22 protein-coding genes are annotated in these 26,501 nt (G+C 41.5%); 14 read left to right on the top strand and 8 right to left on the bottom strand.

Going from position 1 to position 26,501, the window contains the following annotated elements:
- Window positions 1-10 precede the first annotated feature (10 nt).
- The 3 genes from HMPREF2086_RS11075 (at window position 11) to glnA (ending at window position 3,074) form a co-directional block, all read left to right on the top strand.
- Window positions 11-625: a dihydroneopterin aldolase gene (locus HMPREF2086_RS11075; RefSeq protein ID WP_023928769.1), complete on the top strand. Its 615-nt coding sequence runs from the start codon at window positions 11-13 to the stop codon at window positions 623-625.
- A gap of 44 nt (window positions 626-669) precedes the next feature.
- Complete coding sequence (locus HMPREF2086_RS10150; RefSeq protein WP_023928767.1) at window positions 670-981, top strand: hypothetical protein; 312 nt, start codon at window positions 670-672, stop codon at window positions 979-981.
- Window positions 982-1,637: 656 nt separating this feature from the next.
- Window positions 1,638-3,074 (top strand): type I glutamate--ammonia ligase, encoded by a 1,437-nt coding sequence (gene glnA, locus HMPREF2086_RS10145; RefSeq protein WP_023928765.1) that lies wholly within the window; start codon window positions 1,638-1,640, stop codon window positions 3,072-3,074.
- On the opposite strand, the gene HMPREF2086_RS12420 is transcribed toward glnA, so the two are convergent.
- Window positions 3,071-3,199 (bottom strand): hypothetical protein, encoded by a 129-nt coding sequence (locus HMPREF2086_RS12420; RefSeq protein WP_267902099.1) that lies wholly within the window; start codon window positions 3,197-3,199, stop codon window positions 3,071-3,073. The genes glnA and HMPREF2086_RS12420 overlap by 4 nt on opposite strands.
- 165 nt (window positions 3,200-3,364) lie before the next feature.
- On the opposite strand from HMPREF2086_RS12420, the gene HMPREF2086_RS10140 reads away from it, so the two are divergent.
- From HMPREF2086_RS10140 to HMPREF2086_RS10115, 6 genes are read left to right on the top strand one after another with little or no spacing between them, the layout of a single operon-like run.
- The gene (locus tag HMPREF2086_RS10140) at window positions 3,365-4,564 is read left to right on the top strand and encodes a hypothetical protein (RefSeq protein WP_023928764.1); all 1,200 of its coding nucleotides are present in this window, start codon (window positions 3,365-3,367) and stop codon (window positions 4,562-4,564) included.
- On the top strand, window positions 4,552-6,987 hold the full coding sequence (locus HMPREF2086_RS10135; RefSeq protein WP_325063605.1) for an AAA domain-containing protein: 2,436 nt from the start codon (window positions 4,552-4,554) through the stop codon (window positions 6,985-6,987). Before HMPREF2086_RS10140 ends, HMPREF2086_RS10135 begins: the two co-directional genes overlap by 13 nt.
- A 2-nt stretch (window positions 6,988-6,989) precedes the next feature.
- On the top strand, window positions 6,990-9,467 hold the full coding sequence (locus HMPREF2086_RS10130) for a PIN domain-containing protein (RefSeq protein WP_023928762.1): 2,478 nt from the start codon (window positions 6,990-6,992) through the stop codon (window positions 9,465-9,467).
- Window positions 9,464-10,453 carry a hypothetical protein gene (locus tag HMPREF2086_RS10125; protein WP_023928761.1) on the top strand — a complete coding sequence of 330 codons (990 nt, stop codon included), beginning with the start codon at window positions 9,464-9,466 and terminating at the stop codon, window positions 10,451-10,453. Before HMPREF2086_RS10130 ends, HMPREF2086_RS10125 begins: the two co-directional genes overlap by 4 nt.
- On the top strand, window positions 10,446-12,266 hold the full coding sequence (locus tag HMPREF2086_RS10120) for an AAA family ATPase (RefSeq protein WP_023928760.1): 1,821 nt from the start codon (window positions 10,446-10,448) through the stop codon (window positions 12,264-12,266). The genes HMPREF2086_RS10125 and HMPREF2086_RS10120 overlap by 8 nt, the downstream gene beginning before the upstream one ends.
- 46 nt (window positions 12,267-12,312) lie before the next feature.
- A complete protein-coding gene (locus HMPREF2086_RS10115) occupies window positions 12,313-12,900 on the top strand; it encodes a 4Fe-4S single cluster domain-containing protein (protein WP_023928759.1) in 588 nt (195 codons plus the stop codon).
- 90 nt (window positions 12,901-12,990) lie between these two features.
- Here HMPREF2086_RS10115 and HMPREF2086_RS10110 read toward each other — a convergent pair whose 3' ends face one another.
- Window positions 12,991-14,313, bottom strand: a complete 1,323-nt coding sequence (locus HMPREF2086_RS10110) for a hypothetical protein (protein ID WP_034561917.1) — start codon at window positions 14,311-14,313, stop codon at window positions 12,991-12,993.
- A gap of 192 nt (window positions 14,314-14,505) precedes the next feature.
- Here HMPREF2086_RS10110 and HMPREF2086_RS10105 point away from each other — a divergent pair, with 192 nt between their 5' ends.
- Window positions 14,506-14,997, top strand: coding sequence for a peptidylprolyl isomerase (locus HMPREF2086_RS10105; RefSeq protein ID WP_023928756.1), 492 nt, complete (start codon window positions 14,506-14,508; stop codon window positions 14,995-14,997).
- Window positions 14,994-15,323 (top strand): hypothetical protein, encoded by a 330-nt coding sequence (locus HMPREF2086_RS10100; RefSeq protein ID WP_023928755.1) that lies wholly within the window; start codon window positions 14,994-14,996, stop codon window positions 15,321-15,323. The genes HMPREF2086_RS10105 and HMPREF2086_RS10100 overlap by 4 nt, the downstream gene beginning before the upstream one ends.
- A 112-nt stretch (window positions 15,324-15,435) precedes the next feature.
- Here the strand turns inward: HMPREF2086_RS10100 and HMPREF2086_RS10095 are convergent, their stop codons facing one another.
- The 3 genes from HMPREF2086_RS10095 to HMPREF2086_RS10085 form a co-directional block, all read right to left on the bottom strand.
- A complete protein-coding gene (locus HMPREF2086_RS10095; RefSeq protein ID WP_023928753.1) occupies window positions 15,436-16,032 on the bottom strand; it encodes a hypothetical protein in 597 nt (198 codons plus the stop codon).
- Window positions 16,033-16,041: 9 nt separating this feature from the next.
- Window positions 16,042-17,079, bottom strand: coding sequence for a hypothetical protein (locus HMPREF2086_RS10090; RefSeq protein WP_023928752.1), 1,038 nt, complete (start codon window positions 17,077-17,079; stop codon window positions 16,042-16,044).
- Window positions 17,080-17,314: 235 nt separating this feature from the next.
- Complete coding sequence (locus HMPREF2086_RS10085; RefSeq protein ID WP_023928751.1) at window positions 17,315-17,539, bottom strand: hypothetical protein; 225 nt, start codon at window positions 17,537-17,539, stop codon at window positions 17,315-17,317.
- 317 nt (window positions 17,540-17,856) lie between these two features.
- Between HMPREF2086_RS10085 and HMPREF2086_RS10080 the strand changes: the two genes are divergently transcribed.
- From HMPREF2086_RS10080 to HMPREF2086_RS11070, 3 genes are all read left to right on the top strand, one after another.
- Window positions 17,857-18,822: a D-2-hydroxyacid dehydrogenase gene (locus HMPREF2086_RS10080; protein ID WP_023928750.1), complete on the top strand. Its 966-nt coding sequence runs from the start codon at window positions 17,857-17,859 to the stop codon at window positions 18,820-18,822.
- 130 nt (window positions 18,823-18,952) lie between these two features.
- On the top strand, window positions 18,953-20,533 hold the full coding sequence (locus HMPREF2086_RS10075; RefSeq protein WP_023928749.1) for a bifunctional ADP-dependent NAD(P)H-hydrate dehydratase/NAD(P)H-hydrate epimerase: 1,581 nt from the start codon (window positions 18,953-18,955) through the stop codon (window positions 20,531-20,533).
- Window positions 20,534-21,235, top strand: a complete 702-nt coding sequence (locus HMPREF2086_RS11070) for a uracil-DNA glycosylase family protein (RefSeq protein ID WP_023928748.1) — start codon at window positions 20,534-20,536, stop codon at window positions 21,233-21,235.
- 167 nt (window positions 21,236-21,402) lie between these two features.
- Here the strand turns inward: HMPREF2086_RS11070 and HMPREF2086_RS11065 are convergent, their stop codons facing one another.
- From HMPREF2086_RS11065 to HMPREF2086_RS10055, 3 genes are all read right to left on the bottom strand, one after another.
- On the bottom strand, window positions 21,403-23,310 hold the full coding sequence (locus HMPREF2086_RS11065; protein ID WP_023928747.1) for an ABC transporter ATP-binding protein: 1,908 nt from the start codon (window positions 23,308-23,310) through the stop codon (window positions 21,403-21,405).
- Window positions 23,311-23,377: 67 nt separating this feature from the next.
- Window positions 23,378-25,174, bottom strand: a complete 1,797-nt coding sequence (locus tag HMPREF2086_RS10060) for an ABC transporter ATP-binding protein (protein WP_023928745.1) — start codon at window positions 25,172-25,174, stop codon at window positions 23,378-23,380.
- 28 nt (window positions 25,175-25,202) lie between these two features.
- Window positions 25,203-26,501 carry an MFS transporter gene (locus HMPREF2086_RS10055; protein ID WP_023928744.1) on the bottom strand — a complete coding sequence of 433 codons (1,299 nt, stop codon included), beginning with the start codon at window positions 26,499-26,501 and terminating at the stop codon, window positions 25,203-25,205.

Raw genomic sequence — 26,501 nt, 5'->3', positions numbered from 1 at the left:
GGGGTTTGGTATGGGCTATGAGATTCTCATAGAAAATCTCTGTATAGAGGCTATCATAGGGGTGCTACCTAGCGAGAGAGAGACACCACAAAGGGTGCTAATAAATGCAAGCATACACTATGAGAGCAGAAGTGATGAGAGGCAAAATGATAGGAAAGACAAAAGTGAGAGCGCGAAAAAAGATTTGGACGAAAGCTCTCATAGCGGATTGAGGGATTTCGCGGACTTGGCAGGACAAAAGTGCTTAAGTGAGTATTTGGACTATGTAGAGATAGTAGAACATATCGCTACTATGCTAAAGCAGCGCAAATACGGCTTGCTAGAAAACGCCCTAGATGAGATTATCTCCTCGCTAAAAACCTCCTATCCCACTATCACAAAAATAGACTTAAGCCTAAAAAAGCCAGACATCTCCATAGAAGACATATTTGCCAAAAAAGACTACGCCAAAAACGCATCTAATGCTTCTATCAAATGTTCTCACAAAGATTCTATTAGCGATTTTGCCAAAAACTCTCATAGCGATTCTATCAAGGATATTTGCAAAGATTCTACCCACAAAAACTCTTGCCACAAAGATTTTGAGTGCATTCTAGGCGTGCGCAAAATAAGCGAGTTTGTGTAAAATATGATACAATTTTGCCAAGCTAAGATACAAAAGGAGCGACAATGATAGATTATGCAAAATATGAAAATATGAGCAAAAAACAGCTAACGAACGCGCTAATGAGTGTAGAAAAAAAAGAGCAAAAGATTCGCCAAGAATCTCAAGCTAAATTAAAAGATGTGCAAGAACTAGCCTTTTTTCTAAAATCCAAAATAAAAGAAAGCACAGATAATCAAAAATCTGTGCCATACATAGAATCCAAATCCTACAAAATCGCAAGACAAAGGGAAATGCTACGCACAAAGAAAGAGCAAGAATCCTTAGCTAAAGAAGTAGAAAACCTAGTCTATAAGGATTATGCTGATGAGTTATGAGATTAGGTTGTCCAAAAAAGCAGATAAATTTTTAACTAAACTCGAAAAATCAGCACCGCACGATTTTGATAAAATTGATTATTTTTTAAAAACACTTTAGTAACCACCAAAAATCCTTGCGCCCTACCAAACTCAAAGCATTTAAAAGGTTTTGGTAATAATCTATATCGGTGGAGACTTGGCGATTATCGTATTATAGGCATTGTAGAAAATGACGAATTTCAAATCATAGAAATAGTAAAAATCACAAAACGAGATGAAAAAACTTACAAAGGCTTGTAAAAATCTAAAAGATACTAAGCAATTACAAAAGTACATTGCCAACCCACACAAAATCACAAAAGTATAAAATCCCTTTACCTTACCAAATCCACTTGGCAAAATCTACTCCAAATCTACACAAATCCGCACAAAAATCCCCCAAAATCTCTCTCAAAAATAATCAAAAAATGCTAAAATTCGCTTGCATTGTGCTACTAGAAGTAAAGCCTAATAAGGGATTGCATAATGCTACTTCTTATCGATGTTTCTTAAGCTTTAGTTTTGTAAGCTTTACACTTGAGCCACGATGCAGATTCTCTCCTCTTAGCAAAGCAACCCCCTTTTTTAGACTTCCACTTCTTACGCCCTTGCCAACAAATCCAAAAGGAGAACTAATGAGCAAAAAAGCCATTGACAAAAAGGCGGTTGCGGAGTTTTTTGCGTTTTGCAAAGAAAACGAGGTAGAATTCATCGATTTTCGCTTCACTGATATAAAAGGCGTGTGGCATCATCTTGGATTTTCTGCAAATGCTGTGAATGAGGACAGCTTTGCAGGGATTCCATTTGATGGTAGCTCACTTCCTGCGTGGCAGCCTATCAACAAATCCGATATGATTCTTATCCCTGACCCTGTGCGATACTTCATCGACCCATTTACCGCAGATACCACAGCAGTAGTATTTTGTGATATTTGGGATATTTATAAAAACGAGCCCTATGAGAAATGCCCCCGCTCTATCGCAAAAAGAGCGAGCGAATATCTGCGCTCTAGTGGTGTAGGCGATGTCGCGTATTTCGGACCAGAGAATGAATTTTTTGTCTTTGATTCTATCAAAATGAAAAGCGCGGTAAACTGCCAATACTATGAAATCGACACCGAAGAGGGCGAGTGGAATCGCGACAAAGAGTTTGATGGCGTAAATATAGGACACCGCCCGGGCACAAAAGGTGGCTACTTCCCCGTGCCACCTGTGGATACGATGATGGATTTGCGTGCTGAAATGGTAAAAGTGCTAAACCAAGTGGGGCTAGAGACTTTTGTCCTCCACCACGAAGTCGCTCAAGGACAAGGCGAAATCGGCGTGAAGTTTGGCACTCTTGTAGAAGCGGCGGATAATATCCAAAAGTTTAAATATGTCGTAAAAATGGTAGCCCACCTAAATGGCAAAACCGCGACATTTATGCCAAAGCCGCTGTATAACGACAACGGAAGCGGTATGCACACACACATTAGCATCTGGAAAGGTGGCAAAAATCTTTTTGCAGGGAATGCTTATGAGGGGCTTAGCGATATGGCACTGCACTTCTTAGGTGGTGTGCTAAAGCACGCTCGCCCTCTAGCAGCCTTTACCAACGCTAGCACAAACTCGTATAAAAGGCTTATCCCGGGATTTGAAGCCCCTAGTATCCTTACTTATTCTGCGCAAAATCGTAGCGCAAGTATCCGCATACCATACAATAGTGGCGAGAAAGCAAAGCGAATGGAGTTTCGATTCCCCGATAGCTCGAGCAATCCTTACCTAGCGTTTGCCGCACTGCTTATGGCAGGACTAGATGGAATCACAAACAAAATCGACCCGGGCAAACCAATGGAGATGAATCTCTTTGAGCTAACGCTTGATGAAATCCGTGCAAAAGGCATAAAGCAGCTTCCACACACACTTCGCCACGCCATAGAAGAAATGCTCCAAGACAAAGAGTATCTAAAGAAAGGCGAAGTCTTTAGCGAGGACTTTATCCAAACTTACAAGCAATATAAGTTTGAAACCGAAATCTGGCCTTGGGAGGGACGCCCACACCCATTTGAATTTATCACTACTTATAGCTGCTAGCTAGATTCTAGCTTTGTTTTGGGCGTTTTTGCGCCCTTAGCAAAGTCTAGCTCTAGATTTTGCATAGTAGATGATATGTCCCAAAGTCTTGCACTGCTGATAGCTGCGTGATTTTGGGACTTCAAGCCCTGCGATATTTTCTACGCAAGATTTTCACTCACTTAAGCAAAACTTTCTAGCAAAATAAAAGTCAAGGTTTTATCTACTTTTGTAAAATACTTCTACACTACCACAAAGCTACACCAAAAATAAATTGTCTAAACACCATATCAAATCACAAGGAGTCTGCCTTGCCACAATCCACAGAATTTACCATTTCATTAGCGTTTTCTGATTCTCAAAAGACACCATTTCTTGGCGATGAAGATGAAGTGATAGAATCTTTTGGAGATGATTATTACCTCAACTACACACTTTACAAAGTTGATACAAACACATATCTTTTTAAAAACGAAAAAGATGAGTTCATACAGTGCTCTGCAAATAAGCCTAAGCGAAGTAGTGAGCAAAATGATAGGTGGTTTTGGGTAAATGACAATATTTACCACGACACGCAGGACGCTATAAATGCCATAAATGCAACTCTGCCAAATGGCTTACAAATCGATGACTTAGACTCTGTGCCACATATAGAGATTGAAGCGAGCTTTTTCTATGGGGATTTTAGTGAAAATGAAGAGCCTTTTATCCTAGATGATGATGAGATAAAGCAAGCCTTAAGCTACCCCTATGAGAGGGAGTTTGCTATCTACAAAGACTACTTAGAAAACTTCGTGCGTGCAAATCTCTACAACATAGTCCAAAAGCAAGCACAAAAAAGAGGAATCCCACAAGCAGAGGTAGAGTATGAGGACAAAGTCAAATACGAAGTAGAGAGTGATGATATAGAATACGAAGATGAAGCAGAAAGTATCAATGAAAATCCACCAAATGGCAAATCTGCAAGCAAAGGTGCTACCAAATCAGCTATCAAGCCTATCTTGGCATATCGCTACAAAATATATGTCTCAAACGACAAAGATAGCAAAGCTAATGCCAACTACTGTGCTAGTCAAATAAAAAAATCCAAAAAAGGCAAGGGTGGCGAATATGTGCTATATAGCCAAGATGACTTAGAGAAGCAAGAGAGAAAACTTAGAGCTTTTGATGTGCTTGATATAAGTGGTTTTCAGCAAGATGAAAACTACACAGATGTGCTATCAGCTTCTCTTACCGTGCGTGCTTCTAAGAGTATCAGAGACAAAGACGCACAAAACTTAGAAGAAGTCCTAATAAGCACAAATATCATACGAGATAAAATCCAAATCGACAGGTGGGTAAAAAACTGCGACAATCACTCCAAAGACTTACCACTAAATGACATATTTTTTAATCCAGAGACTTATTTTCTTAAAGAAATGGCGACAAGCACAAGCCAAGCGATAATAGACCCTGCTCAAAAAACAAAGCGAAGTTTTGCCTCCCCCCCCCCCACAATATCAACTCTATAAATTATTTTAACAAATCTCTAACCCCCGACCAAAAAGAAACCATATCCAAAGCCCTATCTAGCCCTACTCCCATCTACCTAATCCAAGGACCACCCGGCACGGGCAAAACCACCGTCATAGCCGAGCTAATAGCCCAATACACCGCACAAGGCAAAAAGATTTGGCTAACCTCGCAGTCAAATCTCGCAGTAGATAATGTCTTAGAGCGATTGCCAAAAGATGAGAGGATTTTCCCCACGCGTATCGGTAGTGAGGACAAAATCCAAGACAAGCTATTTGCCAATGATTCTCAAGTGATAGACTACTTTATATACCAATATCGTGGCAAAATCCGTGAGTTTATCGACACTTATGGCAAGGACATTGATAAGTATATAAGCACATACAGTGAATTTATACAGATAGATAAAGACTTGCACAAGCTAGAATCTAGTATCACAAGTGCAAGACAAGAGCAAGACACAGTTATACAATCTAGCTTTTTTGCATACATAGATACCGTCTGCAAAGATTTGGATAGTGCCAATCTCTCTATCTTGCGGAGCATTCCAAAATCTGTGCTAAAGGAGCAGTGCGAGAGATTCCATAAGTTTTTGTGCGAGCAAGGCACTCATAGCTTTCTTGGCAAGTATGCAAGTAGCGATGAGCCAAATAAGCCAAATCAGCAGTGGCAAACTCTATGGGAAAAAGGCGAAGAAGCGCGAAACAAAGAGATTCACACGCTAATGCAAAGCTGCATAGGCGATACTCCACCCAACATAATCAAGCAATTCAAAAACCACATAAATGCCAACACAATCAACACGAAAGAGCAAGCACAAAAGCTACAAGATAAAATCCAAGAAAAAATCAGCGAGCAGACACAAAAGCGAGATTCCCTATCCAAGCGCAAAGACTCTATACAATCCACCCTAGAAGAGATTGCAAAGAAGCTAGATTTTGGCAAAAATACCCACTCACAAGGCACGATTCAAATCACGCATAGTGAACTAAAAGCACATATCAAGCACCTGCAAGAAAAGCTAGCTATCTATCAAAAGCTAGATTCTCTAGCAATGCCTAGCAAAGAATCCGCATTCCAAACAATACCCCAAACGATAGTCCAAAAACTTGGACTAGACATAGAAGAGCTAAGGCAAATGCAAAAAGGATTTGCCACAAATGCCACTACCAATGAAAAAGAGCTAAAAAAGATTTTGCGTGATATTGCCAAAAAAAACGACAAAAACATAAGCGAGCAAGAGCTAGAAAAAATCGCAAATGACTTACTACAATCAAAGCAGAGTGCAAAAAGTAGTGAAAACTCCACTAGATATGCCAATGTAATGGAGGGCATAAAGATTTGCGCAAATGTCTATGCTGCTACTTGCAATATCAACCCAAAAAAACTCTCCATAATGCAAGATGAGAAAGAAACACCAATCATATTTGATGTCGTAATTGTCGATGAGGTAAGCAAGATGAATGCTATTGAAATGCTACTACCAATGCAGAGGGCAAAAAGGCTTATCCTAGTGGGCGACCAGCACCAGCTCCCACCGATATTTAAAGAGGGCATACAAAAAGAAGAGATAACAGAAATGCTTAATATTTCAGATGAAATGTTTGAGAGATACAAAAATCTAATTGAGTATTCTAAATTCACGCAGTTTTTTGAGATTTTCCCCGATAGTGCCAAGTCGAGACTGACTACACAGTTTCGTATGCATCCACACATTATGGAGTTTATAAACCACTTTTATAATGACAAGCGACTACAATGCGGACTGCCAAATCCAGATGAGAGCAGAGCGCACGAGTTTGGGGAGCTATATGGTATAGGGCATAGACATATACTATGGATAGATAGTAGCACTAGCTGTGAAGACGCTCCAGAGCACAGCACCTCTAAGCGCAATATGCAAGAAGCAAAAGTCATAAGAAAAATCATCAAAGATATGGCTATCGTGTATAAAGCGCACAAAACTAAGCACAATCTCGCCCAAAGTAAGCGCAAAGAAATAGGAGTGATTAGCTTTTATGGTGCGCAAGTAGGAGAGCTTAGAAATATCCGCAAGGATAAAGACTATTCTAAAGATTTAGACATAGACATATCCACAGTCGATGACTTTCAGGGCAAAGAAAAAGATGTCATCATCGTATCCCTTGTCCGCACGGATAAAGGTATTAGCCACAATCGCTTCATCAAAGACTATCGCCGTGTAAATGTGGCTTTTTCTCGTGCAAGGCAACTACTCATAGTCATAGCGTGCAATGAAGCATTTGATAGAGTTCAACTATCATTTGGCGATAAGGAAGCAAAACTATGCTACCAAACAATGCGCCAATCACAAAAATGCTTCGTAGTAAATAAAAAGCTAAAAGACATTATTCATTACAAATCTAGTGATTACACAAGCACAGATAAACCACACAAAGGGTAACAATGAGCACTTTTTATAAGCGATTTATCATCGCCACACCCTACCTTGAGCTAGAGACAAGCTATTCTTACTCCAAGCAAGAGCGTCTAATGAATGACATAGAGTTTTTTGTGCTAAGTATGATTATGCACTATAAGGAAAAGCGGGGGGATTATAGCTTAGAGGAAATGATAGAATCTATCCCGCGTGATTTTTCATTTCACTTGCCAAAATCGCTACTATACTCAATGATACAAGAAAATCTAACCACAAGGGATATTATTTCTAGCACGGATTCTAGCGAGCAAAAGTCTATTATGCAATCGCCACTAAAGGATATACGCATTAGCAAGGAAATGCGTGATTTTTATGACCGTGGATACATACTAGGCGATAGAGAGAAAGAATCTAAAACAATCTATTATGATTGCTTCGCTGATGATGTATTTTCTATGCGCAAATCCGACAAAGCAAGTAGTCCAAATGAGCTTAAAAAAGATTTTATCCCAAAAATAGATGAGCTTAAAGACTTTATCGCCAATGGCTTAGAAAAACACTTCAATCTAAAGGTTGAGGGTATTGAGAAAGAGCGGCTTAGCAAAGATACAACACTTGATATTCGTATCGATATGAGCGAGCGCGTGATTGAGTTTGCTTCTCCAAGTAAAAAGTTTGCAGACTATCTAAATGGACTAAGTGATACAAGCGTGATTCAAAAACTACTAGATGAGGTATTTATCAGCACGCAAGCAGGTGGTAAGAACTTTGCCGATTTGCACCAAACCCAATCTAGCCCACAAAATAATGCCACATATAGCTTTGAGTATCAAATAAGCGATAATCTATGTATAGGCAGGGCAAATGCGATAGAAGCGATACGCCAAAATCACAACAATAAAGACGCACTTTTCATTTTGCTTGAGAATGATTTGGGCAAATCCACACAAAAAGCAGATGGGCAGGAGGAGTATAATGAAATAGTCATTCCTAATGATTTCGAGCTAGAATGTGGGCAGTGGATTGATAAAGACTCACTTTATACGCTCTACAATGCCAAGCTAAAAATGTCAAAACAGCGCACCAAAACGCTACAAATCCCCATAATTGAAGCAAAAAACGACTCTTCAAAAATCACTAGCGTAAAAAAGCAAGTCATATCCTACCTACAAAACGAGTATAAAAAATATCGTGATTTTAGTGAGATTATTGATTCTCTTAAGTGCTACATAGCACTACACGGACTTGGTGCAAAGCCAAACCCCAAACCACTCTCTATCGCACTCCAAACGCACGATAATAGAGAGCACGATAAAGAGCAAGTAGAGCTACACGATATACAAACAGAGATAAACAAACTACAAAAATCCCCTATTATGCGCTTCATCACGCGCTATTTTGAACAAAATATCCCCGCAAATAAAAATCTAAAAATGTTTTTATTTGGCAAGTGCTTGGAGGGGCGAGAGTATATCGATAGATTGCACGCTATCGCCACTCACAAATCACAAGGCAGAAGCGAGGAAGCAAAGCAATTATTTGAGAAATACTGCCAAAATCCCCCACTTACAAAAGGCACTCTAAGCGATACTTTGCTAGCCACGCTAAAAGATGATTCACTAGAGACAATATATGAGTGGATTAAACCTGTATTTATCAAAAATATGCCAAAACAAAATCTAGCTGATATAAGGCGAGCTAGTCAATACAAGCTACTTGATAAAAGCACTCAAGACATTGCCCTAAGCAATCGCACCCTATCCCAAGAGCTATTTAGAGAATTTGACAAACTAGCAACAAATCAAAGTATAGATAACACAAATGAGTTTGCTAGCTTTACCTCGCACAATGCGTATAAAATCATTGATTTACACACTCAATTAGCAAGTGCAATCCACCCAAGCGACAAGCTTAAGCTGCTACAAGGATTGAGCGAAGTGCACGACAAGCTACAAAAAGAATGCGATATAAACCACACCAAAGAGATTTTAGAAAATCTGCGCGAATTTAGCGCGGGTATTTTTGAGCATATTGATTACTTCAAAAAATATAATGCCAAAACTATCGCTATATGGGATACAAGCGCACTTATTGACTTTAGTAAATCCCTAGAATCCAAAATGCGTGATTTGTATAACATAGTCCCAAAATCTGTCCTAAAAGAGCTAGATGGGCTAAAAAATGGCGATGATGAAAGAGCGCAAAAAGTGCGCGAAGTCAATCGCTTTTTGGCCAAATCTAGCTTTGATAAATATGATGATTTTGACTACGATGGGGTTGGCACAGATGATAGCCTCATAGAAATCGCAAAAGATTTTTTAAGCGACCCTTTGAGAGAATCGCTTGTAAAAAAGGTGTGGATTAGGAGCAGTGATAACAATCTATGCGCAAGGGCAAATGGCACAATGGCAAATGTTGCAAATGGAGGGCAACTAGAAAAACTCTACGCAGGTATCAATGACTCTCAAGTCAATCAATCCCAAAAGAAAAGGAAAAAGAAATGAGCCATATCACACAAGCACAGCTAGATAATCACCGCATAAAATCAAAGCAAATCATAGGTATGAGAGATAAAATCCGCCGCATATTAGTCATACTAGAGAAAAAGACTAGCGTGCATGAGCATTTGCAATGTGAATTTGACACATTGCAAAATGAGCTAGAAACGCTAAAGCAAGGTGCTGATTTGGATTCTGCCCTGCCACAATTACAAGAAGACATCTATGGTGGCTCGTGGTATGTAGAGAAATATGCAGCAGAGCAAACGCAAAAAATCAACAACATACACAGCCAAGCAAAGCAAAATCTAAATACAGCTTTGCGACTGCAAGAAAGACAACGACAGATTTTATCTCAAAGTCAAGCCCTCATTGCAAAAGAAGAAGAAGCTTTTGCCACAGAGAATCGCTTGCTAAATGAGCAACTAGACGCTCTAGAGACACTGCGAGATAACACATTTAGAGAGGACTTCACTATCAAAGAAGTCAAAGACTGCTTAGCTAAAAATCTAAGCGTAAGCATACAATCTATGCGCCAAGCAATCAAAGAGCGAGATATGACTAGCGCAAATTTTAGCGAGCTAAGAGATAAAATATTTGGCATTGGCGAAGAGTTTATGAGCCATATCCAAAACGAGGAGCAAAGATATGACAATCTAAAATCTATCAAAAAAGCACTTGATAGCATAGGGCTAGATTCAAAAGCTAGGTTTGAGCCAGAGCAAAATACCTTTATAATTGAGGGGAAAAACTTCAGTGGCGAGAGAGCGAGCTTTGCTATCAATGATTTGGGTGTGCGCTATGAGTTTAAGGGATATGAGGGGGATTCTTGCTTTGAGGGAAGCTCTAAGGTACTAGAAATCCTAAAATCCATATACAGCATCGACACAAGCCATATAAAGCTAATAGAGGGCAATCCCGATAGAATCAAAAAAAGCGCAAAACCAATCCCAGCACCCACACATACCAATACAGGAGGACACAATGGCTAGCGTAAGTTTAGATAAGCAAAACAAAGAGGGCGAATGGGTGGCGTTTTTGCGCACACAAATTTTTGCCAACAAAATGCTGATTTTGCACGGCAATGTAGAGGATTATTTCTACTCGCCAATCGTAGAGGATTTTGTCCTTTTGCAGAAGCGACTTGAAGAGATTTTGCGCGAAGTGGGATATACACAGCTATGCTTTTGGGATAGGCTAAATGGCGCAGATAATACAAAAATATCATCTTTGCACAAAGAGCCAAGTAGCGGTGTGCCAATTGATTTTGATGATGAATCTAGCCAAAAAGAAGCACAAAAAACGGATACAACAGAATTTTTTGCGATGATTCGCTCCGCATTTAGGCAAGCAGATGAAAGCGATGAGGCAGAGCAAAAAAGAGTGGCATTTATTGCAAACTATGCTTCATTTGCTATGCCAAATGCCACGCAGCTTGATAGCAATGACAAAAAGACTTTGATGTTTTTGCGTGAGTGTGTGAGCCAATCACACTTTGCAGAATCTAGCGATAGAGGCAGACCACAGCCACTAATCATTCTAATCGTGCAAAATCTAGCGCATATCCCTCTGATTCTATCGCAAAACAATGCTTCTATTAGGGATATTGCTATCCCTATGCCAGATAGAGCTACAAGAGAAACATTTATCAATATGACTACTTTTGACTTTAGCCAAGAATTGCTACAAGATTCTACGGCACAAGAGGAGTTTATCGACCATTTGGAGGGGCTTAGCATTAGGGATATTTTGCATTTGCGTGATTTGCTAGCATATTGCACGCTACAAGGTGAGCACATAAATCACAAAGACCTAATCTATCGCTACAAATATGGCACAAAAACTAGCCCGTGGGAATCGCTAAACAAATCCACAGTGCGTGAGCTAAAAACCACACTAAAAAAGCGTGTAAAAGGACAAGATAGCGCGGTAGATAAAGTCGTTCAAATGGTGCTTCGCGCATATACGGGACTATCTGGGATTCAGCACTCAAGTGCTAGAAAAACACCAAAAGGCGCACTATTTTTTGTAGGACCCACAGGAGTTGGCAAAACAGAATTAGCAAAAGCATTAGCACAAGCATTATTTGGCGATGAGGATTTGTGTATCCGTTTTGATATGAGTGAGTATAATCACGAACACAGCGACCAAAGGCTAGTAGGTGCTCCACCCGGATATGTAGGCTATGAGGAGGGTGGACAGCTTACAAACGCCCTAAAGAAGCGTCCATTTTGCGTGCTACTATTTGATGAAATCGAAAAAGCACACCCAAGAATCTTAGATAAATTTTTGCAGATTTTAGAGGATGGGCGACTTACCGATGGCAGAGGAGAGACAGTTAGCTTCACGGAATCTGTGATTATTTTTACCTCAAATATCGGTGCAAGCACGGCTAAAAGCGAAAAAGAGTTTATACAAGCTGTGCAAGAGCACTTTAGGGATAAGCTCAATCGCCCAGAATTGCTAAACCGCATTGGCAACAATATCACTGCCTTTAATCACATCGACAATAAAGACATTTTGCGTGAAATCATACAATCCAAACTATCAAATCTAGAAGCACTTCTACAAAGCAAGTATAAAATCACCTCGCTAGATTTGCAAGACTCCGCACTAAATCCAATGATTGATGATTTTTTGAAGCAGGGTGGCTCTAGTAGTGGTGGGAGAGGGATTTTAAACGCGGCGGTAGATTCTCTCATCGACCCTATTTCAAATGCGATTTTTGAAAGTGATGAGTATGCAAACAAAGTGCTAAAGATTTCGCGTAGTAGCGATGAGGGACTAAAAATAGAATTTGTATAAAGCATAGATTTAGCTTGTCTAGATTTAATCACATTAAGGAGTAAATTTGCTAAATATCGCTCGCTTCATTCCTTGCACAAAAGCAGAGGGCATAGGCAAGAGATTTTGTATATGGGTGCAAGGCTGCAATCTAGCCTGCCCAAACTGCTGCAATCTAGCCTTACAGCCCTTTATCCCGCGCAATCTTATGCCAACACAAAAACTACTAGAGCTAATCGCACAATCAAAAAAAGCACACAATATTGAGGGAGTAACCTTTCTAGGTGGAGAGCCGTTTTTGCAAGCAAAAGGTTTATCAAAGCTAGCCAAAGGAATACGCCAAATGGGGCTTTCTATCATTTGTTTTAGTGGTTTTACACACAAAGAAATCCTAAACTCTCATATAAAAGAGCGAGCAGAGCTACTATCCTACTTAGATGTGCTAATCGATGGGCGATATATACAAGAGCAAAAAAGTAGCTCACGCAATCTCGTAGGCTCTAGCAATCAGCGGTTTATCTACCTTACTGATAGATATGATTCTTCCATAGAATCTAGTAGCATTACAGAGCTAGAAGTGCGACTTACGAGTGATAGTATCGCGTTGTTTAATGGCAATCCACATCTGATGAATTCGCTTCTAGCCCCACGCTAAAGCATTTTTTAGCGCAAACATTTATCTACAATTTTTCTTGCAAATATGCAAAACCCGTCAACCAAAAAATGCTAGTCTATCTTGCACTCCCTAGTCTATCTTGCACTCATAGAAGTCGCTATTTTTGCCTGTAAAAGAGCCGTTTTTATACGAGCCTGCTTCTTTGGCAGCTTTATCATTTAGGCAGGCTTCTTGCCTCTCTAGATATTGCTTAAACTTCTGCACATCTGTTTTGGACTTTGGCACAAAGTTTTTGATAGAATCCTTTTGAGAGCTTTTTTGCACTCCAAAGCCACTCATAGAGTTTGTAGCGTATTTTTGCGCTCCAGCGCAGATTTTGCCGACACTTGCAGGTAGCACTACACCGCTTGTGCGCATAGCACAGATAAACTCCTTTATCTTAGCATTGCTGATAATCATCGGCTTAAACGAGCTCTCCTGCATACTTGCCATACCTAGTAGCACACCACTTCGGCTAAAAAACGGACGCCCAAAGATTATGCGCTGGTCGTTTTGTATAGGTAGCTCCACACTTTGGGCATTTGCCCTGCCTACGCGAAGCACGCTTATATCGGGGTTGTTAAATGTCGTAGTAACTGTGAAATAATCGCTTGCACTCACAGCAGGCTTGCCAATGTCATAGGCATTGTTTTTCATAAGCCTTGCGTGGTAGTAGCTTTGAGCGCGGATATTGCAGTAGTCATCGGTGTATTCCTCCACTTCAAATAGTGCTAGCCCGCGCCCTTTATCAAGTGCTTTTAGCCGAAGCTGTGCTATGCAGATGAGGTTGCCCGCACTATCATCGCGCATTTTTAGTAGCATTTCTTTTGGGTAGGCAGAAGCATTGTGCGCTAGCTCTGCAGAAGTCAAAAAGATTTTATCAGGTAGTAGTAGCCCAAACCCACTGCGATAGCTACCATCATCAAAACTTACCATAGCAAGTCCTATGTAGCGAATCCACGGGAAACTTCTCTGCACTTCTTGGAAATCCTGCGGCAAGCTAGTCTGCATAACGAGCAAATCTTGCAAGCCTTTTTTGGGGGCGGGGAGGTTTAGTGCTTCTGGCTTGTGGGTGGGGATTTTTGTAGGGATTTTGGGCTTTGGTGGAGTTTGGGCGATAGCTTGTGCGATGGATTGTGTAGAATCTTTGCCTTTTGCCAAGCTATCATTAGAAGAATCTTGGCTAGATTCTTTTATCGCTTCAAATTGCTTGGCGATTTGGGAGCTTTTTGCGTCCTTTGCTTTCTCTGTATTCTCTGCTGTTCCTACTTCCTCTGCCCCCTCTGCAAGCGCGACAAAACCGCCCAAAAAGCACAAAACACCAAAAACAATAGCATTTTTGCAGATTTTATAAACGCGCATTTTGATAAACCTTTGGCATAGATTTTTTGCAGATTCTACGATTCCACACATTTACCCCCAAGATTCCCACTCCAAATATTCCACACAAAGAAATAAAACTAACTAACGCCCAAAATATTTCACGCCAAAAAAGCAAGATAAATTTTTCAAGCATTAAAATGTGGTAAATGCAAAATCGGTAAAATACGCGTTGCTTTAAGCACTCTTAATTAGAGTGTGCAAAACTAAATCTAAAGGATACAAATGAAAGAGCTAAAGACATTTAGCCCAAGCAAAGAGGAGCTAGCTTCTTATGCAAAGGCAAAAATCGCCACAAGCAAGGGCGATATTATCGTGCGATTTTTTGGAGAGGCTGCACCACAAGCGGTTACCAACTTCGCCACTCTAGCAAAAAGCGGATTTTATGACAATCTCACATTTCATCGCGTAATAGATGGGTTTGTCGCGCAAGGTGGCTGCCCAAAAGGCGATGGCACAGGCGGGCCGGGCTATGCTATCGCGTGCGAAGTAGCTAGCAATCCCCACAAGCACAAGCGAGGCGCACTCTCTATGGCACACGCAGGGCGAGATACAGGGGGCAGTCAGTTTTTTTTATGCTTTGTGGATTTGCCTCATTTGGACGGCGAGCACACGGTATTTGGTAGCATAGAGGAGCAGGACAAAGACAGCTTTGTCGTGCTTGACTCGCTAAAGCAGGGGGATAGTATTGTAAGCATTGAGATTTTGGGCGAGTGAAAAGAGAGAAGCCACACCATAAAGATTCCATAGATTTTTATGGTGTGGTGGAGCTAAATTTTTTGATAGAATCGTTAGAGCCTATACACGCAAGCAAATACAAAAATAGTAGTAGAGAGGCTACTGCCCAGCCTACCCCTCCCCAAATAGATTTATTTACAAAGCAAGCAACTGCGATAATGAAACACGATAAGCAAACAAAACCAAGCAAAACCTTAATCAAAATTTCAAAAAAGCTAGCAATCAATTTGTTTATAGCAAATGAGATAAGGCATATCAAAATCAAAGATATAAGTATCCCAACTATAAACCAAGCATTTTCATAAAATAAGCCCAATAATTCAAACACTAGATTTTTGCATTCCCACAAAATGCCTAAAAAATCTTTTTTATCCAAAATCTATGCCCAGCAAAATCCACAAATGCCCTGCTTCTAGCTTACTTCTTTTTCTTTTTTATCGTGGCGAAAAACATCTCACAATATGCGCGATTTGACATTGTCAAACTTAGAGATGACCCAGCTCCTCCTCCTAGTATTATGTCGCCCCTTATGCAGTAAGTCGCTCCAGAAGATGGGATAAACACGATATAGCTTGGATATTTGCCAAGTGAAAATATAGCTAGAGGATAGTCCCCCGCCACTTCTACGCAAAACCCACCTTTGCCCCTCATCTCGCCAAAGCCACCTTGCGCTTTTGTCCCGCTAGGGCTATATTTGCCCTCGCTATTTAGGCTAGGATTATACTCAAAGTGCACGGGGAATGCTAGCTTTGTATTGTCCCAAAAGCTAGCAAAGCAGATTTTGCTTTTGTCCTGCATAGGATTGCTACCTAGTGAGCTTCCTTGCAAGGTGGTAAATCCTAGATTTTGACTCTGCTTTGGTGTATAGATACTCTTGCCTGTGTTTGCTGGCGTTATTTCATTTATGACGGTTGGCAGCACGACATCTAGACACCCGCTTAGCCCCACACCGCACACTAGAGATATGCAAACCGCGCATACAAATCTACATAGATTATGATAGAGATATTTCATTTGGATTCTCTAAAAAAGCACACTAAAGCTGCCATAACCAATAGCGTAAAGATTATTAAGCGAGCCAACTGTAACATCAAGCCTGCAGCCAAACTCTAGCCAAGTATGCCTACCTATATCAAAGGCTAATCCTGTCCTTAGCCCCGCTAAAAATCCTCCTCCTTTAGCCTTGTATGCTACATATTGAGGTTTGCAAGTATTTTCTTTATTGCCGCCAATCATTTCACCAATAATGCCACCTATAATATCACTCATAGATTTAGAAGTAGAAGAGCAATTGTTTTTGTCATAAGTATCATTCCACTCCCCATAACTCCCACCTATATATGAGTCTAGCACAAATCGCACAGGACTATCAAAAAGTCTAGGAATCCACCCTATGCCAACATACCCATCTACGATAAATTGATTTCCTTTGCTCCACGCATAGCTTGAGCCTAAGAAAATTCTACCATTATTAAATTTAACCCCTAGCTCAAGTCCAGCCAACGGTGCTACTCGTAGCCAACCACCCGCATAAGCCCCGCCCTCAAGCCTGATATAAAACTGCGTGTCTGTGTCTTTTTTGCTCGTATAGATGACTTCCTCATCATCTTCCTCTTCTTCATAGTAGTATCTTGTTTTGTTTTGCTGCTGATTTTGCGCAGGGGGACCGTAGTATTGGGGTTGATTTCCTTTCGGGTAGTTTTGCTTTGATTTTGGCTGTGCGTTTGGATAGTTGTTATTTGGGTAGTTGCCCTGTGTGTTTTGATAGTTGTTTGGATAGTTATTTGGCGCACTATTTTGGGGATTGCTTCGCGTGCCTGTCCTATCTAGCTCCTTTTGGAGTTGATTATTTTGCCTTTTTAGCTCCAAAATCTTTTTTTGCTTCTCTAGTCTCTCTATCTCTGCGTCTAGATTTTGCGCTTGTGCTACACACGCTACAAACGCACCTAAACATAGTGCCTTAAGCATTTTGGAGGTTTTGGCAGATACTTGGGAAGTTTGTGAATCTTGGGAGTTTTGTGCTTGGGAAGTTTGCCACGAGCGAGCTAAGGAAGTCTGCATCACATATCCTTTATTTAGAAGTTTTGTTATGTGATTTTGCCCGTTTTTTTTTTTTTGTCAAGCGTGGAAACGCGAAATCTCTACTAAAAATCCAATAAAAAGAAATAAAGAAAAGAAAAAAGAAGTAAAAAGCAAGAGAGAACTAAAGAAGTAAAAACCCTAAAAAAAAAGGGCATAAAAAAACCTAGCTTAGAATCTCTAAGCTAGGCAAGACGGAATAAAATCCAAAAAAGCCTTATTTAGCTTCTTCTGTTTTGGCTTCCGCTGGAGCTTCTGTGCTAGCTTCTGGAGCTGGTGTAGCTTCAGTTGCTGGAGCTTCTGTGCTAGCTTCTGGAGCTGGTGTAGCTTCAGTTGCTGGAGCTTCTGTGGAAGTAGCTTCTTGTTTTGGTTTGTCATCTCCACAACCAACAAACAATACGCCTAGAGCTGCTACGAAAGCAAAAAGAGCCAATTTTTTCATAGGATTCTCCTCAAAAAGTGAAATTGAACTGAAGTTATAACATAAAAAAAGTTAATTGACAAAGAAATTTTCAAAATATTTGCGCAAAAAATACATATTTTGTTAATTTTTCTATAAAATACCCTTGCAACACTTTAATATAGCAATATTTAAAGTGAGATTTCAAGCCACGCAAAATCCAAAATATATAAAATCCACATTAAATAACTACAATAATATATAAGCAAATCATCGCCTTAAGCTAAAAATCTCTAGTCAAATACCTTGCCAAATCAGCGCACAACGACAATACAGAACCCACAACAAAAGGAGCAACAATGCAAAATCTAACCATAATAAACCTTGATGCCAAAACCTTAGGTGGCGCGGATTTGAGCGAGCTAAAGTCCTATGGCAACTATATAGAATACCCCACCACCACATATCAGCAGACTTGCGAGCGAGCAAAGCAAGCAGACATTATCCTTACAAATAAAGTAGTCCTAGATAAGTCTATCTTAGAATCTCTGCCAAATCTCAAGCTCATCTGCGTAACCGCCACAGGCACAAATATCATCGACATAGACTATGCCGCATCACGCGGGATAAAAGTAAAAAATGTCGCAGGCTACTCCACGCTAAGTGTCGCACAGCACACGCTCACCCTAGCACTAGATTTCCTAAGCCAAATCCACTACTACGATAGCTATGTCAAGTCTGGCGCGTGGTGCAAAAGCGATATTTTCACTCATCTAGGCATAGGCAGGGCTGGACTAGCAGGGAAAAGGTGGGGAATCATAGGCTTTGGTAGCATAGGGCAGAGAGTAGCTCACTTAGTCAAAGCATTTGACGCGCGAGTGTGCTACACCTCCACAAGTGGCAAAAACGACAACCCAAACGCAAAGCGAGTAGAGCTAGATGAGCTACTAAAGCAATGCGACATCATCTCTATCCACGCCCCGCTAAATCCCGCTACAAAAAACCTCATAGATTCTAGCAAGCTAGAGCTACTAAAGAGTGGCGCGATATTGCTAAATCTAGGGCGCGGTGGCATAGTCAGCGAAGAAGCAGTGGCAAAAGCCCTAAAAAATGGCGCGGATTTTTACTACGGCACAGATGTGCTAGAGAGTGAGCCTATGAGGGAGAATCACCCGTTTTTGGATTCTGCACTTATAAGTGGCGGGGAGCTATCTCATAGATTGCTTATCACGCCACATATTGCGTGGGCGTATGGCGATTCTCTAAAAGAGCTAGTGGCTTTAAGCATAAAAAATGTCATAGACTTTGTCAAAAATGGCGAGTAAGTAAAAAATAAGTGTGGCAAATAAGTGGATAGACTTTAGCTTTGCAAAATCTGCGAAATAATCACAAGCTAAAAGCCACACAAACACCAAGCCACAAAATCAAAAGATAACAAAACTCTAAGAAGTCAAAATGAAAAAACTCTACCAAAGCAGTGCAAATCTCGATAAACGCGCGATTAGCAAATTTCTTTTAAGCGAAGAGATTTTGATGGAAAACGCTGCAAACGCGCTTGCTTCGCTTATATCTAGGATTACGCACAAAAAAAGCGTGATAACCATAGTCTGCGGTAGCGGGGATAATGGAGGTGATGGCTACGCACTTGCTAGAAAAATTAGAGGGGATTATCTCGTGCGTGTTTATGAAGCAAAAGAGCCAAAATCCACTCTCTGCAAGCTCCAAGCTCAAAGGGCGCAAGTGTGTGGCGTAGAGTGGACAAAAAAGATTTTGCCCTGCGATGTGGTGGTGGATTGTCTTTTTGGAAGTGGCTTTAGTGGCGAGCTAGGGAGTGAGTTTGTGGCACTACTAGGGCAGATGAACTCTTGCGCTAGGGTAAAAATCGCGTGTGATATTCCAAGCGGACTAGATATAAGCAATGGCTTTGATACGCGAGTAAAAGAAGCGTTTAGAGCGGATTATACACTTTGTATGGGTGCGCTAAAGATAGGGCTTTTTAGTGATAATGCAAAAGATTTCGTAGGCGAAGTCATCGTAGGGGATTTAGGCGTTAGCAGAGAGGATTATGAAGTGCAAAGCCCGTTTTTTTTGCTAGAGGAAAGCGACTTAGTCCTGCCACAAAGGCGAGAAAAATCCTGCCACAAAGGCGATTTTGGGTATGTCGCTTTTATCTGTGGAGAAAAGCTAGGTGCTAGTGTGCTAGCAGCAAAATCTGCTCTGCGTATGGGAGCGGGCAAAGTAAGCCTGATAAAAGATTTTGGCAAAGATTTAGACAAAGACAGCGGGGTAGCAGTGGCAAAAGATTTTAGCGATTCTACTCAAAGAGAATCTAGTCAAAGCAAATCTAGTGATTTTGCCCTCATCGCAACAAATCCAGAGATAATGCTAGAGCGGGGACTGCCAAAGGGAGCAAATGTCCTTGTGGTGGGAATGGGGCTAGGGCTTGGACTAAAAAATACAAACTTCAAAACCGCGCTAAAATCCGCCCTAGCAAATTCTAGTGTGGATTTTGTGGTGCTTGATGCGGATATGTGCTATGCGGAGTTTGTGGCAGAATTGCTAAGCGATGAGGTGGCACAAGGCAAAATCGTGCTTACCCCTCACCCAAAAGAGTTTGCTTCTCTAGCAAAAATCTGCTCGATTTTGGAAGACTCAAGCCAAGCAAATGAGGGGCAAGCAAGCCAAGAGATTGACTTGGTGCTACAAAACCGATTCTCCCTCGCCCTAAAATTTAGCCAAACTTATCCCAAAGCCACCTTGCTACTAAAAGGAGCAAACTCTATAATCGCCCAAAATGGCAAGCTATACATAAACCCACTTGGTAGCCAAGCCCTAGCCAAAGGCGGAAGTGGCGATGTGCTATGCGGTGTCATCGCTGCCTATCTAGCCCAATCAGTAGCCAAAGCTGCCCAAAAAAAATCCCCGCTAGATTGCACGATAAACGCTTCTTTAGCCCACGCGCTTGCTTCTCATAGAGAGAAAAACTCCTACGCGCTCACTCCACTGCTACTAATCGAGCATCTAGGAAATCTCTAAATGACACCTAAAGCCACCAAAAATCTAGCGCAAAATCCAAAAACCGCTGAAATCTATAAGCTATATGAACTATATCTAGCAAAGTCATTTGGCGTAGACTACATAGCCCAAGAAACCCCACAAGTCGCCCCAAGCAAATCCCTAGAATCAAGCCTAGCTGCCCAAATCAAAAGCTGCCACCTCTGCGCTAGAAGCAAGCTAGACACACCCAAACTTGACTATGTGCGAAGTGATAGTGTGGTGGTGTTTGTAAGTGAGTTTGCTATGGGCGATATGACAAAGCCACCAAAATCAGCGCAAAATCCACATATTCTCTCTCCATTTCTCTTTGACTCCAAAGGAGCGCAAATGCTCCAAAACATCGCCCAAAATGTGTTTAAAACCGATAAATTTAGCGTGCTATCTCTGCTAAAATGCGCCACTAGAGAATCCACCCAGCAAGAGCGCGAAGCGTGCAAACCCTACCTCATATCCCAGCTATCAAAAAGCCCAGCCAAAGCCGTAGTGCTTTTTGGCGAGGTGGTGTGTGAGAGTGTGCTAGGGCTAGACTTTAGCCACAAAGGCGTAGCACTAGATTTGCTAGACAAAAAGGCGATAGCCACCTACTCTCTCTCACAGCTCCTACGCAACCCCTCGCTAAAAAAGCAAACCCTAGCACATCTTCACACGCTACTTCAAGCAAGCCCGCTAAATCCAAACTAGATTTTCTAGACATAGTGTTTGCTTATCGCCTTATTTTTTAGAAAACCTTTTTGCTAACTAAAACTTTCGCCAATAAAATATTTCTACAAAAACCCTTGCTTCCCAAAAATCCCCCAAAATCTATGCAATCTACAAAATCAAATCCCAAAATCTTGCCACCTTAGCCACTATCCCAGATTTTGTGCACCCCACATTTTGGCATACTCGCCCTTTAGTGCTAGTAGCTGCTTGTGCGTGCCACTCTCTACGATTTTGCCGTTTTTTAAAAACACGATTTTGTCGCAGTTCATCACACTTTTTAGTTTATGCGCGATGATGATGACTGTTTTGTCTTTTGCTAGGCGGTTTAGCGCACGCTGCATCGCAAACTCATTATACACATCAAGGCTTGAAGTGATTTCATCTAGCAAGATTATGGGCGAGTTTTTGAGGTTGCACCGAGCGATTGAGATTCGCTGCTTTTCTCCACCGCTTAGGCTTGCTCCGCTCTCACTCACCTTTGTGTCTATGCCATAGGGCAGCGCATTTACAAACTCTAGCGCGTTGGCAGATTTTAGTGCTTGCTCTATCTCCTCATCGCTTGCGTCCTCTTTGCCAAAGGCGACATTTGACTTCACGCTCCCGCCGAAAAGATAAGGGTTTTGAAACACCATAGAAAACTTCGCCATAAGGCTTTCGATTTCTAGCTCGGCGATATTTTTTAGGCTAGCTTTTTCATTTGCATTGCCGATTTTGATTGCCCCGCTACTTGGCTCATAAAATCTAGCAATGAGCTTGACTAGCGTGCTTTTGCCCGAGCCAGATTCACCTACGATTGCTAGGCTAGATTTGTGCGGGATTAGGAGGTTTATATCTCGCAGGGCGAAGTCTTGCCTAGCCAAAATCTGCTTATCAAAATCCTGCCCGCTAACATCTTGTCCGCCTAAGTCCTGCACGCCAAAATCTTGCTTAATTACTCCCTTATTTTCGCCATTTCCTTGCACATTCTCGAAATCCTCGCCCTTGTTATCACTCCTCGCGCCATAGCTAAAGCACAGATTTTCTATGGCTATGTCATTTCCCTGCGGGATTTGCCTATCGCTCCCGCTTACTTCTTTTTGCGCCCTCAAAGCTAGGATATTTTGCCCAGATTTGGCGAAGTAGCGCAGCTCGATGAAGTTTATCGCAAAAGTCATTAGCGGGACAAACGCCTTAGAGCCCACCAAAATAAAGCCCAAATACTCAATCACAGAGAGTTCTCCACGCAGCAAAAACTCCCTGCCAAAGCCTATCATAAGCCCGATTCCAGCACCCATACACGACACCACAGCAAGCGCAAAAGGCATTAGCCCCACTTCGATTTTTATGCTTTCTTTGCGCAGGTTTTTAAAGCTCCTCTCTAGTCGTTTGAATTTCTCGCCACTTAAGCTATGCGCTTTTATCGTAGTGATTCCGTCAATGTATTCGTTTATGTGATTTGAAGCGTCTAGCACCGCATTGATATGCCTTGTGCTTAGATAATCGCTAAGCCTCCTCGTAGCCCATAAAATAACCACCGCCAAAGGCACGCACGCAAAAAATGCCAACGCCATTTGAAAATGATAAATCGCTAGCCCCACAAACACCACCACACTCACCACAAAGCTCCCAAAGACTTGCGGGACAAGGTGGCTATTTGCCTGCTCGATACTTGCAAAATCTTTCATAATGCAGTGGCTTAGCCTTGAGGGATTTGCACTCTCTAAAAACCCTAATGGCAGTTTGCGGATATGCTCGGCTAGCTCTATGCGCCCTTTTGCGCTTGCTTTGTAAGTGCTCTCAAAGTTTGCCCTATACGCAGGGATAGAGAGATAATAGCCCGCTATCATTAGCAAAAACCCTACTGCACAGATAAGCAATAGCTCGCTAAAGCTCGCCTCCACTCCACCAAAGTAAAAAAACGAGCCCTCAAAAAAGGGACCCAAAACCCTAGCGACAAAGTAAATCACCACAAAAATCGTGCTAAATTTTGCTATTTCTGCTATGCTTGTCCAAAAAAGCGATTTGTAAAATCTAGGCATATCATTTAGGGTGATGATTTTTAGCATTTGCAACATTGTTTTTGCTCCTTTTAAAATTTAAATTCTGAAATCCTCACACGATTCCACTATAAAAACCCAAAATCTAATTATTGATACTCCACTTTTGCGTGTCGTTGTAGAGATTCCACAGCTCCTCATACTCCGTGCTTGTTTGTAGTAGCTCCTTGTGCGTGCCAAAAGCGATGATTTGCCCATCTTGCATTAGCGCGATTTTGTCGCACTTTAGCGCGGAGTTTAGCTTGTGAGCGACCATTATGAGTGTTTTGCCTTTGGCTAGGTGGGACAAAGCTTCATTGAGTTTGGCTTCATTGGTGCTATCAAGTGCGGAATTCACCTCATCTAGCAAAAGTATTGGCGCGTTTTTTAGAATAGCGCGGGCGAGGTTTATTCTTTGCGCTTCCCCGCCACTTAAGTTCATTCCCTCTTTGCCTATGACACACTCAAGCCCGTATTTATCGATGACTTCTTTGCATTGCGCTAGGCTAGCGGCATTTAGCACTTCCTCATCGCTGGCTTCTTTGCCCGCTTTTATATTCTCGCGTAATGAGTCCAAAAACATAAAATTCTCTTGAAAAACAAAGCTCATAGATTGCATTAAATCACTCTCGGTTATGTCTTTTATGTCGATTCCACCGATGCGTATGTGTCCATTATTTGTATCATAAAACCTCGCAAGCAAGTGTAGCACACTAGATTTCCCCGCACCGCTTTTGCCTACTATGGCAAGCGATTCTCCCTCTTTGAGTGTGAAGCTAATGCCTTTTAGCGCGTTTTTGCTATAAGGCTTGCCACTAGAATCCGTATAGGCAAAATCCACGCTCTCAAACGCTATGTCAAAGCGCGTTGGCTTTTTGGGATTTTGGCTTTGTGGCAGGGGCTTTTGGCTAAAGATTTTGTCTATGCGCTCCACACCCTCGCTTATTTGCATTAGCTCGCCACTTAGGTTAAATAGCCTTAAAAACGGCGCAATCAGTCCATTGCTAAGCAAAATAAAAAACACACAAAGCAAAATATCATAGAGATTAAAAGTATCGCGCGTGATGAAGTAGGCACAAAAAGGCAGAGTAAATAAAATAAAGCCATTTACAAGTGTGCTAAAAATCCCAAAAGGGCGCATACATTTGTAAGTAAAGCCTAAAGTAAAGTGATGATATTGCTCTACGCTTTTGGCAAAATCTTGGAAAGAGCTAATGCTTTTGCCAAACATTTTTACCACACTTATGCCTTTGACAAACTCAATACTTGAGGCGTTTATGGACTCTAGTTTGTCAAAATACTGCTCTAAGCAGTGCTTCATCTCCTCTTTAGTCTTGCCATAGGTGCTAAACTGCACGCATATCGCTATGATATAAGTCGCCACGCACACAAGCCCTAGCTTCCAATCACTCATCAAAAAAATCACAAATAGCGCGCTCGCTCCTATGACTGATTGGATAAATTCTGGAATTTTGTGCGCGACAAAGTTTTCGATTTTTTCGACATTTTCTTGCAAGGTTTTGTGAATCTGCCCCTTTGTGTGGTGCGTGAAATACCCTAGCGGGAGGCTCGCTAAATGTCGCGCTAATCGCAAGCGTAGATTGTATAAAATCCTATACGCGCCAAAATGGCTAAGTGTGAATGTTATGCCATTTAGCACCATCGCCACAAGCACGCTAGCAATGGCGATAAACGCACACCAAAAGACGATTTCTTTATCGACATTGCCTAAATTGTATGCGTTTAGGATAAATTCTTGCACGATATAATACCCCGCAAAATAAGGCACAAACTGACAAATCGCTGCAAGCGAGGAAAGCAGGCTTGAAAAAATGAGGAGCGTTTTTTTCTCCCCGCTTAGCTCAAGCAAACGCAAGATTCCTTTTTTGGGTTTTTCATTCATTTTCACTCCTTAGCTTTAGATTCTAATTTTAAGCGATTTTTTTATTGCACATAGTGATACCAAGTGCGATGATAGCAAACAGCAAAGAAGCGCAAAAGAGCACTCCATAGCCATTTGCCACACTGCTTTCAATCCCGCTTTTTCCCAAAACTTCGCACAAAGAAAAGCCGATAAAATCACTAGAGTGGCTACTTAGAAAATCTAGCTTTTCTTGCGCGATAAAAATCCCTAAAATCTGTGAAGCGACTACGCCACCGATGACAAAGCAAGCATTTTCAGCAGAGCGCAAAAAGCTAAAATCCACGCCACTTTGTGTGCTACCCTCACACCAGCGCATACCAAGCGAATACGCAAACACAAAAAGAGCGCAAAAATACACACTCACTCCTGCTAGCCCAAGCACGATAAAAGCGTGATTTTGCCATAGCCATATATTCAGCACTAGCCCTACAAACACCACCACACAAAATCCAAGTAAGGCTATAAATGCCCTCCTAAATCCAAGTATGCGGATAAAAAAATATGCCAAAGGCGAGCCTACAAACATAGTCGCGCAATTTAGTATCGCACTAAAGATTCCAACCACTTGCAAGGAAAATCCAATATAGACTAGAAGCATTGTGCTTGTGGTGTTTGCTAGCGTGATAGGGAGCATACACGCACACAAAAATCCTAGCTGCCACCATAGGCGCGGAGTTTTTATCGTTGTTAGTATGGAATTTACGGATTTGGTGTGCTCTGCGCTAGATTTTATATTGCCATATTTGCCGCTACTATTCATAAGCACAAATGGCACGCATAGCACACCCACACATATAGCCATTGCGTAGCAAGCCACACTAAATCCAAACTCCTCATACACAAATAGTGCTAGCACAATCCCAAGCACTCCACCTACGCCAGAGGCAAGTAGCATTATGGTATTTAGCGCGACTTTTTTGTCCGCACTTGTTTGCTCGATAGCGATTGCATTTAGGCTAATGATAGCGCACGCCCCAAACAAGCACATAGCCACAAATACCACACTCATAAGCAAAATATCACTTGGTGCGCAAACCGCCCCAAGTAGCACAAATCCAAGTGTGGATACAGCTCCAAGTGTGAGGCAGAGTAGCTTAAAATTGCGTGGGTGCTTTTTGCGGTAGGATTCTACAAGCCCCGAGTAAAAAAAGCTAAGCATAAAGGGAATCATACTAAGATAGAGCAAGCTTATTTGCTGTGGGGGCAAGCCGTTTTTGGCAGCGATAGCAGGGAGTGCACCATAAATCATTAGCGTAAAAACACTCACAACCCCATACACACCAAAAGAAATAGCATAAATCTGCAT

Source organism: Helicobacter macacae MIT 99-5501, from assembly GCF_000507845.1.
GTDB classification, from domain to species: Bacteria; Campylobacterota; Campylobacteria; order Campylobacterales; family Helicobacteraceae; genus Helicobacter_B; species Helicobacter_B macacae.
This window is presented reverse-complemented; position numbering and strand designations above follow the sequence as displayed.

Bases quoted from the DNA above. Each gene is read 5' to 3' on its own strand.
- HMPREF2086_RS11075 (WP_023928769.1), top strand. From the start codon at position 11: ATGGGCTATGAGATTCTCATAGAAAATCTCTGTATAGAGGCTATCATA.
- HMPREF2086_RS10150 (WP_023928767.1), top strand. From the start codon at position 670: ATGATAGATTATGCAAAATATGAAAATATGAGCAAAAAACAGCTAACG.
- glnA (WP_023928765.1), top strand. From the start codon at position 1,638: ATGAGCAAAAAAGCCATTGACAAAAAGGCGGTTGCGGAGTTTTTTGCG.
- HMPREF2086_RS10130 (WP_023928762.1), top strand. From the start codon at position 6,990: ATGAGCACTTTTTATAAGCGATTTATCATCGCCACACCCTACCTTGAG.
- HMPREF2086_RS10125 (WP_023928761.1), top strand. From the start codon at position 9,464: ATGAGCCATATCACACAAGCACAGCTAGATAATCACCGCATAAAATCA.
- HMPREF2086_RS10120 (WP_023928760.1), top strand. From the start codon at position 10,446: ATGGCTAGCGTAAGTTTAGATAAGCAAAACAAAGAGGGCGAATGGGTG.
- HMPREF2086_RS10110 (WP_034561917.1), bottom strand. From the start codon at position 14,313: ATGTGTGGAATCGTAGAATCTGCAAAAAATCTATGCCAAAGGTTTATC.
- HMPREF2086_RS10105 (WP_023928756.1), top strand. From the start codon at position 14,506: ATGAAAGAGCTAAAGACATTTAGCCCAAGCAAAGAGGAGCTAGCTTCT.
- HMPREF2086_RS10095 (WP_023928753.1), bottom strand. From the start codon at position 16,032: ATGAAATATCTCTATCATAATCTATGTAGATTTGTATGCGCGGTTTGC.
- HMPREF2086_RS10090 (WP_023928752.1), bottom strand. From the start codon at position 17,079: ATGCAGACTTCCTTAGCTCGCTCGTGGCAAACTTCCCAAGCACAAAAC.
- HMPREF2086_RS10085 (WP_023928751.1), bottom strand. From the start codon at position 17,539: ATGAAAAAATTGGCTCTTTTTGCTTTCGTAGCAGCTCTAGGCGTATTG.
- HMPREF2086_RS10080 (WP_023928750.1), top strand. From the start codon at position 17,857: ATGCAAAATCTAACCATAATAAACCTTGATGCCAAAACCTTAGGTGGC.
- HMPREF2086_RS10075 (WP_023928749.1), top strand. From the start codon at position 18,953: ATGAAAAAACTCTACCAAAGCAGTGCAAATCTCGATAAACGCGCGATT.
- HMPREF2086_RS11070 (WP_023928748.1), top strand. From the start codon at position 20,534: ATGACACCTAAAGCCACCAAAAATCTAGCGCAAAATCCAAAAACCGCT.
- HMPREF2086_RS11065 (WP_023928747.1), bottom strand. From the start codon at position 23,310: ATGTTGCAAATGCTAAAAATCATCACCCTAAATGATATGCCTAGATTT.
- HMPREF2086_RS10060 (WP_023928745.1), bottom strand. From the start codon at position 25,174: ATGAATGAAAAACCCAAAAAAGGAATCTTGCGTTTGCTTGAGCTAAGC.
- HMPREF2086_RS10055 (WP_023928744.1), bottom strand. From the start codon at position 26,501: ATGCAGATTTATGCTATTTCTTTTGGTGTGTATGGGGTTGTGAGTGTT.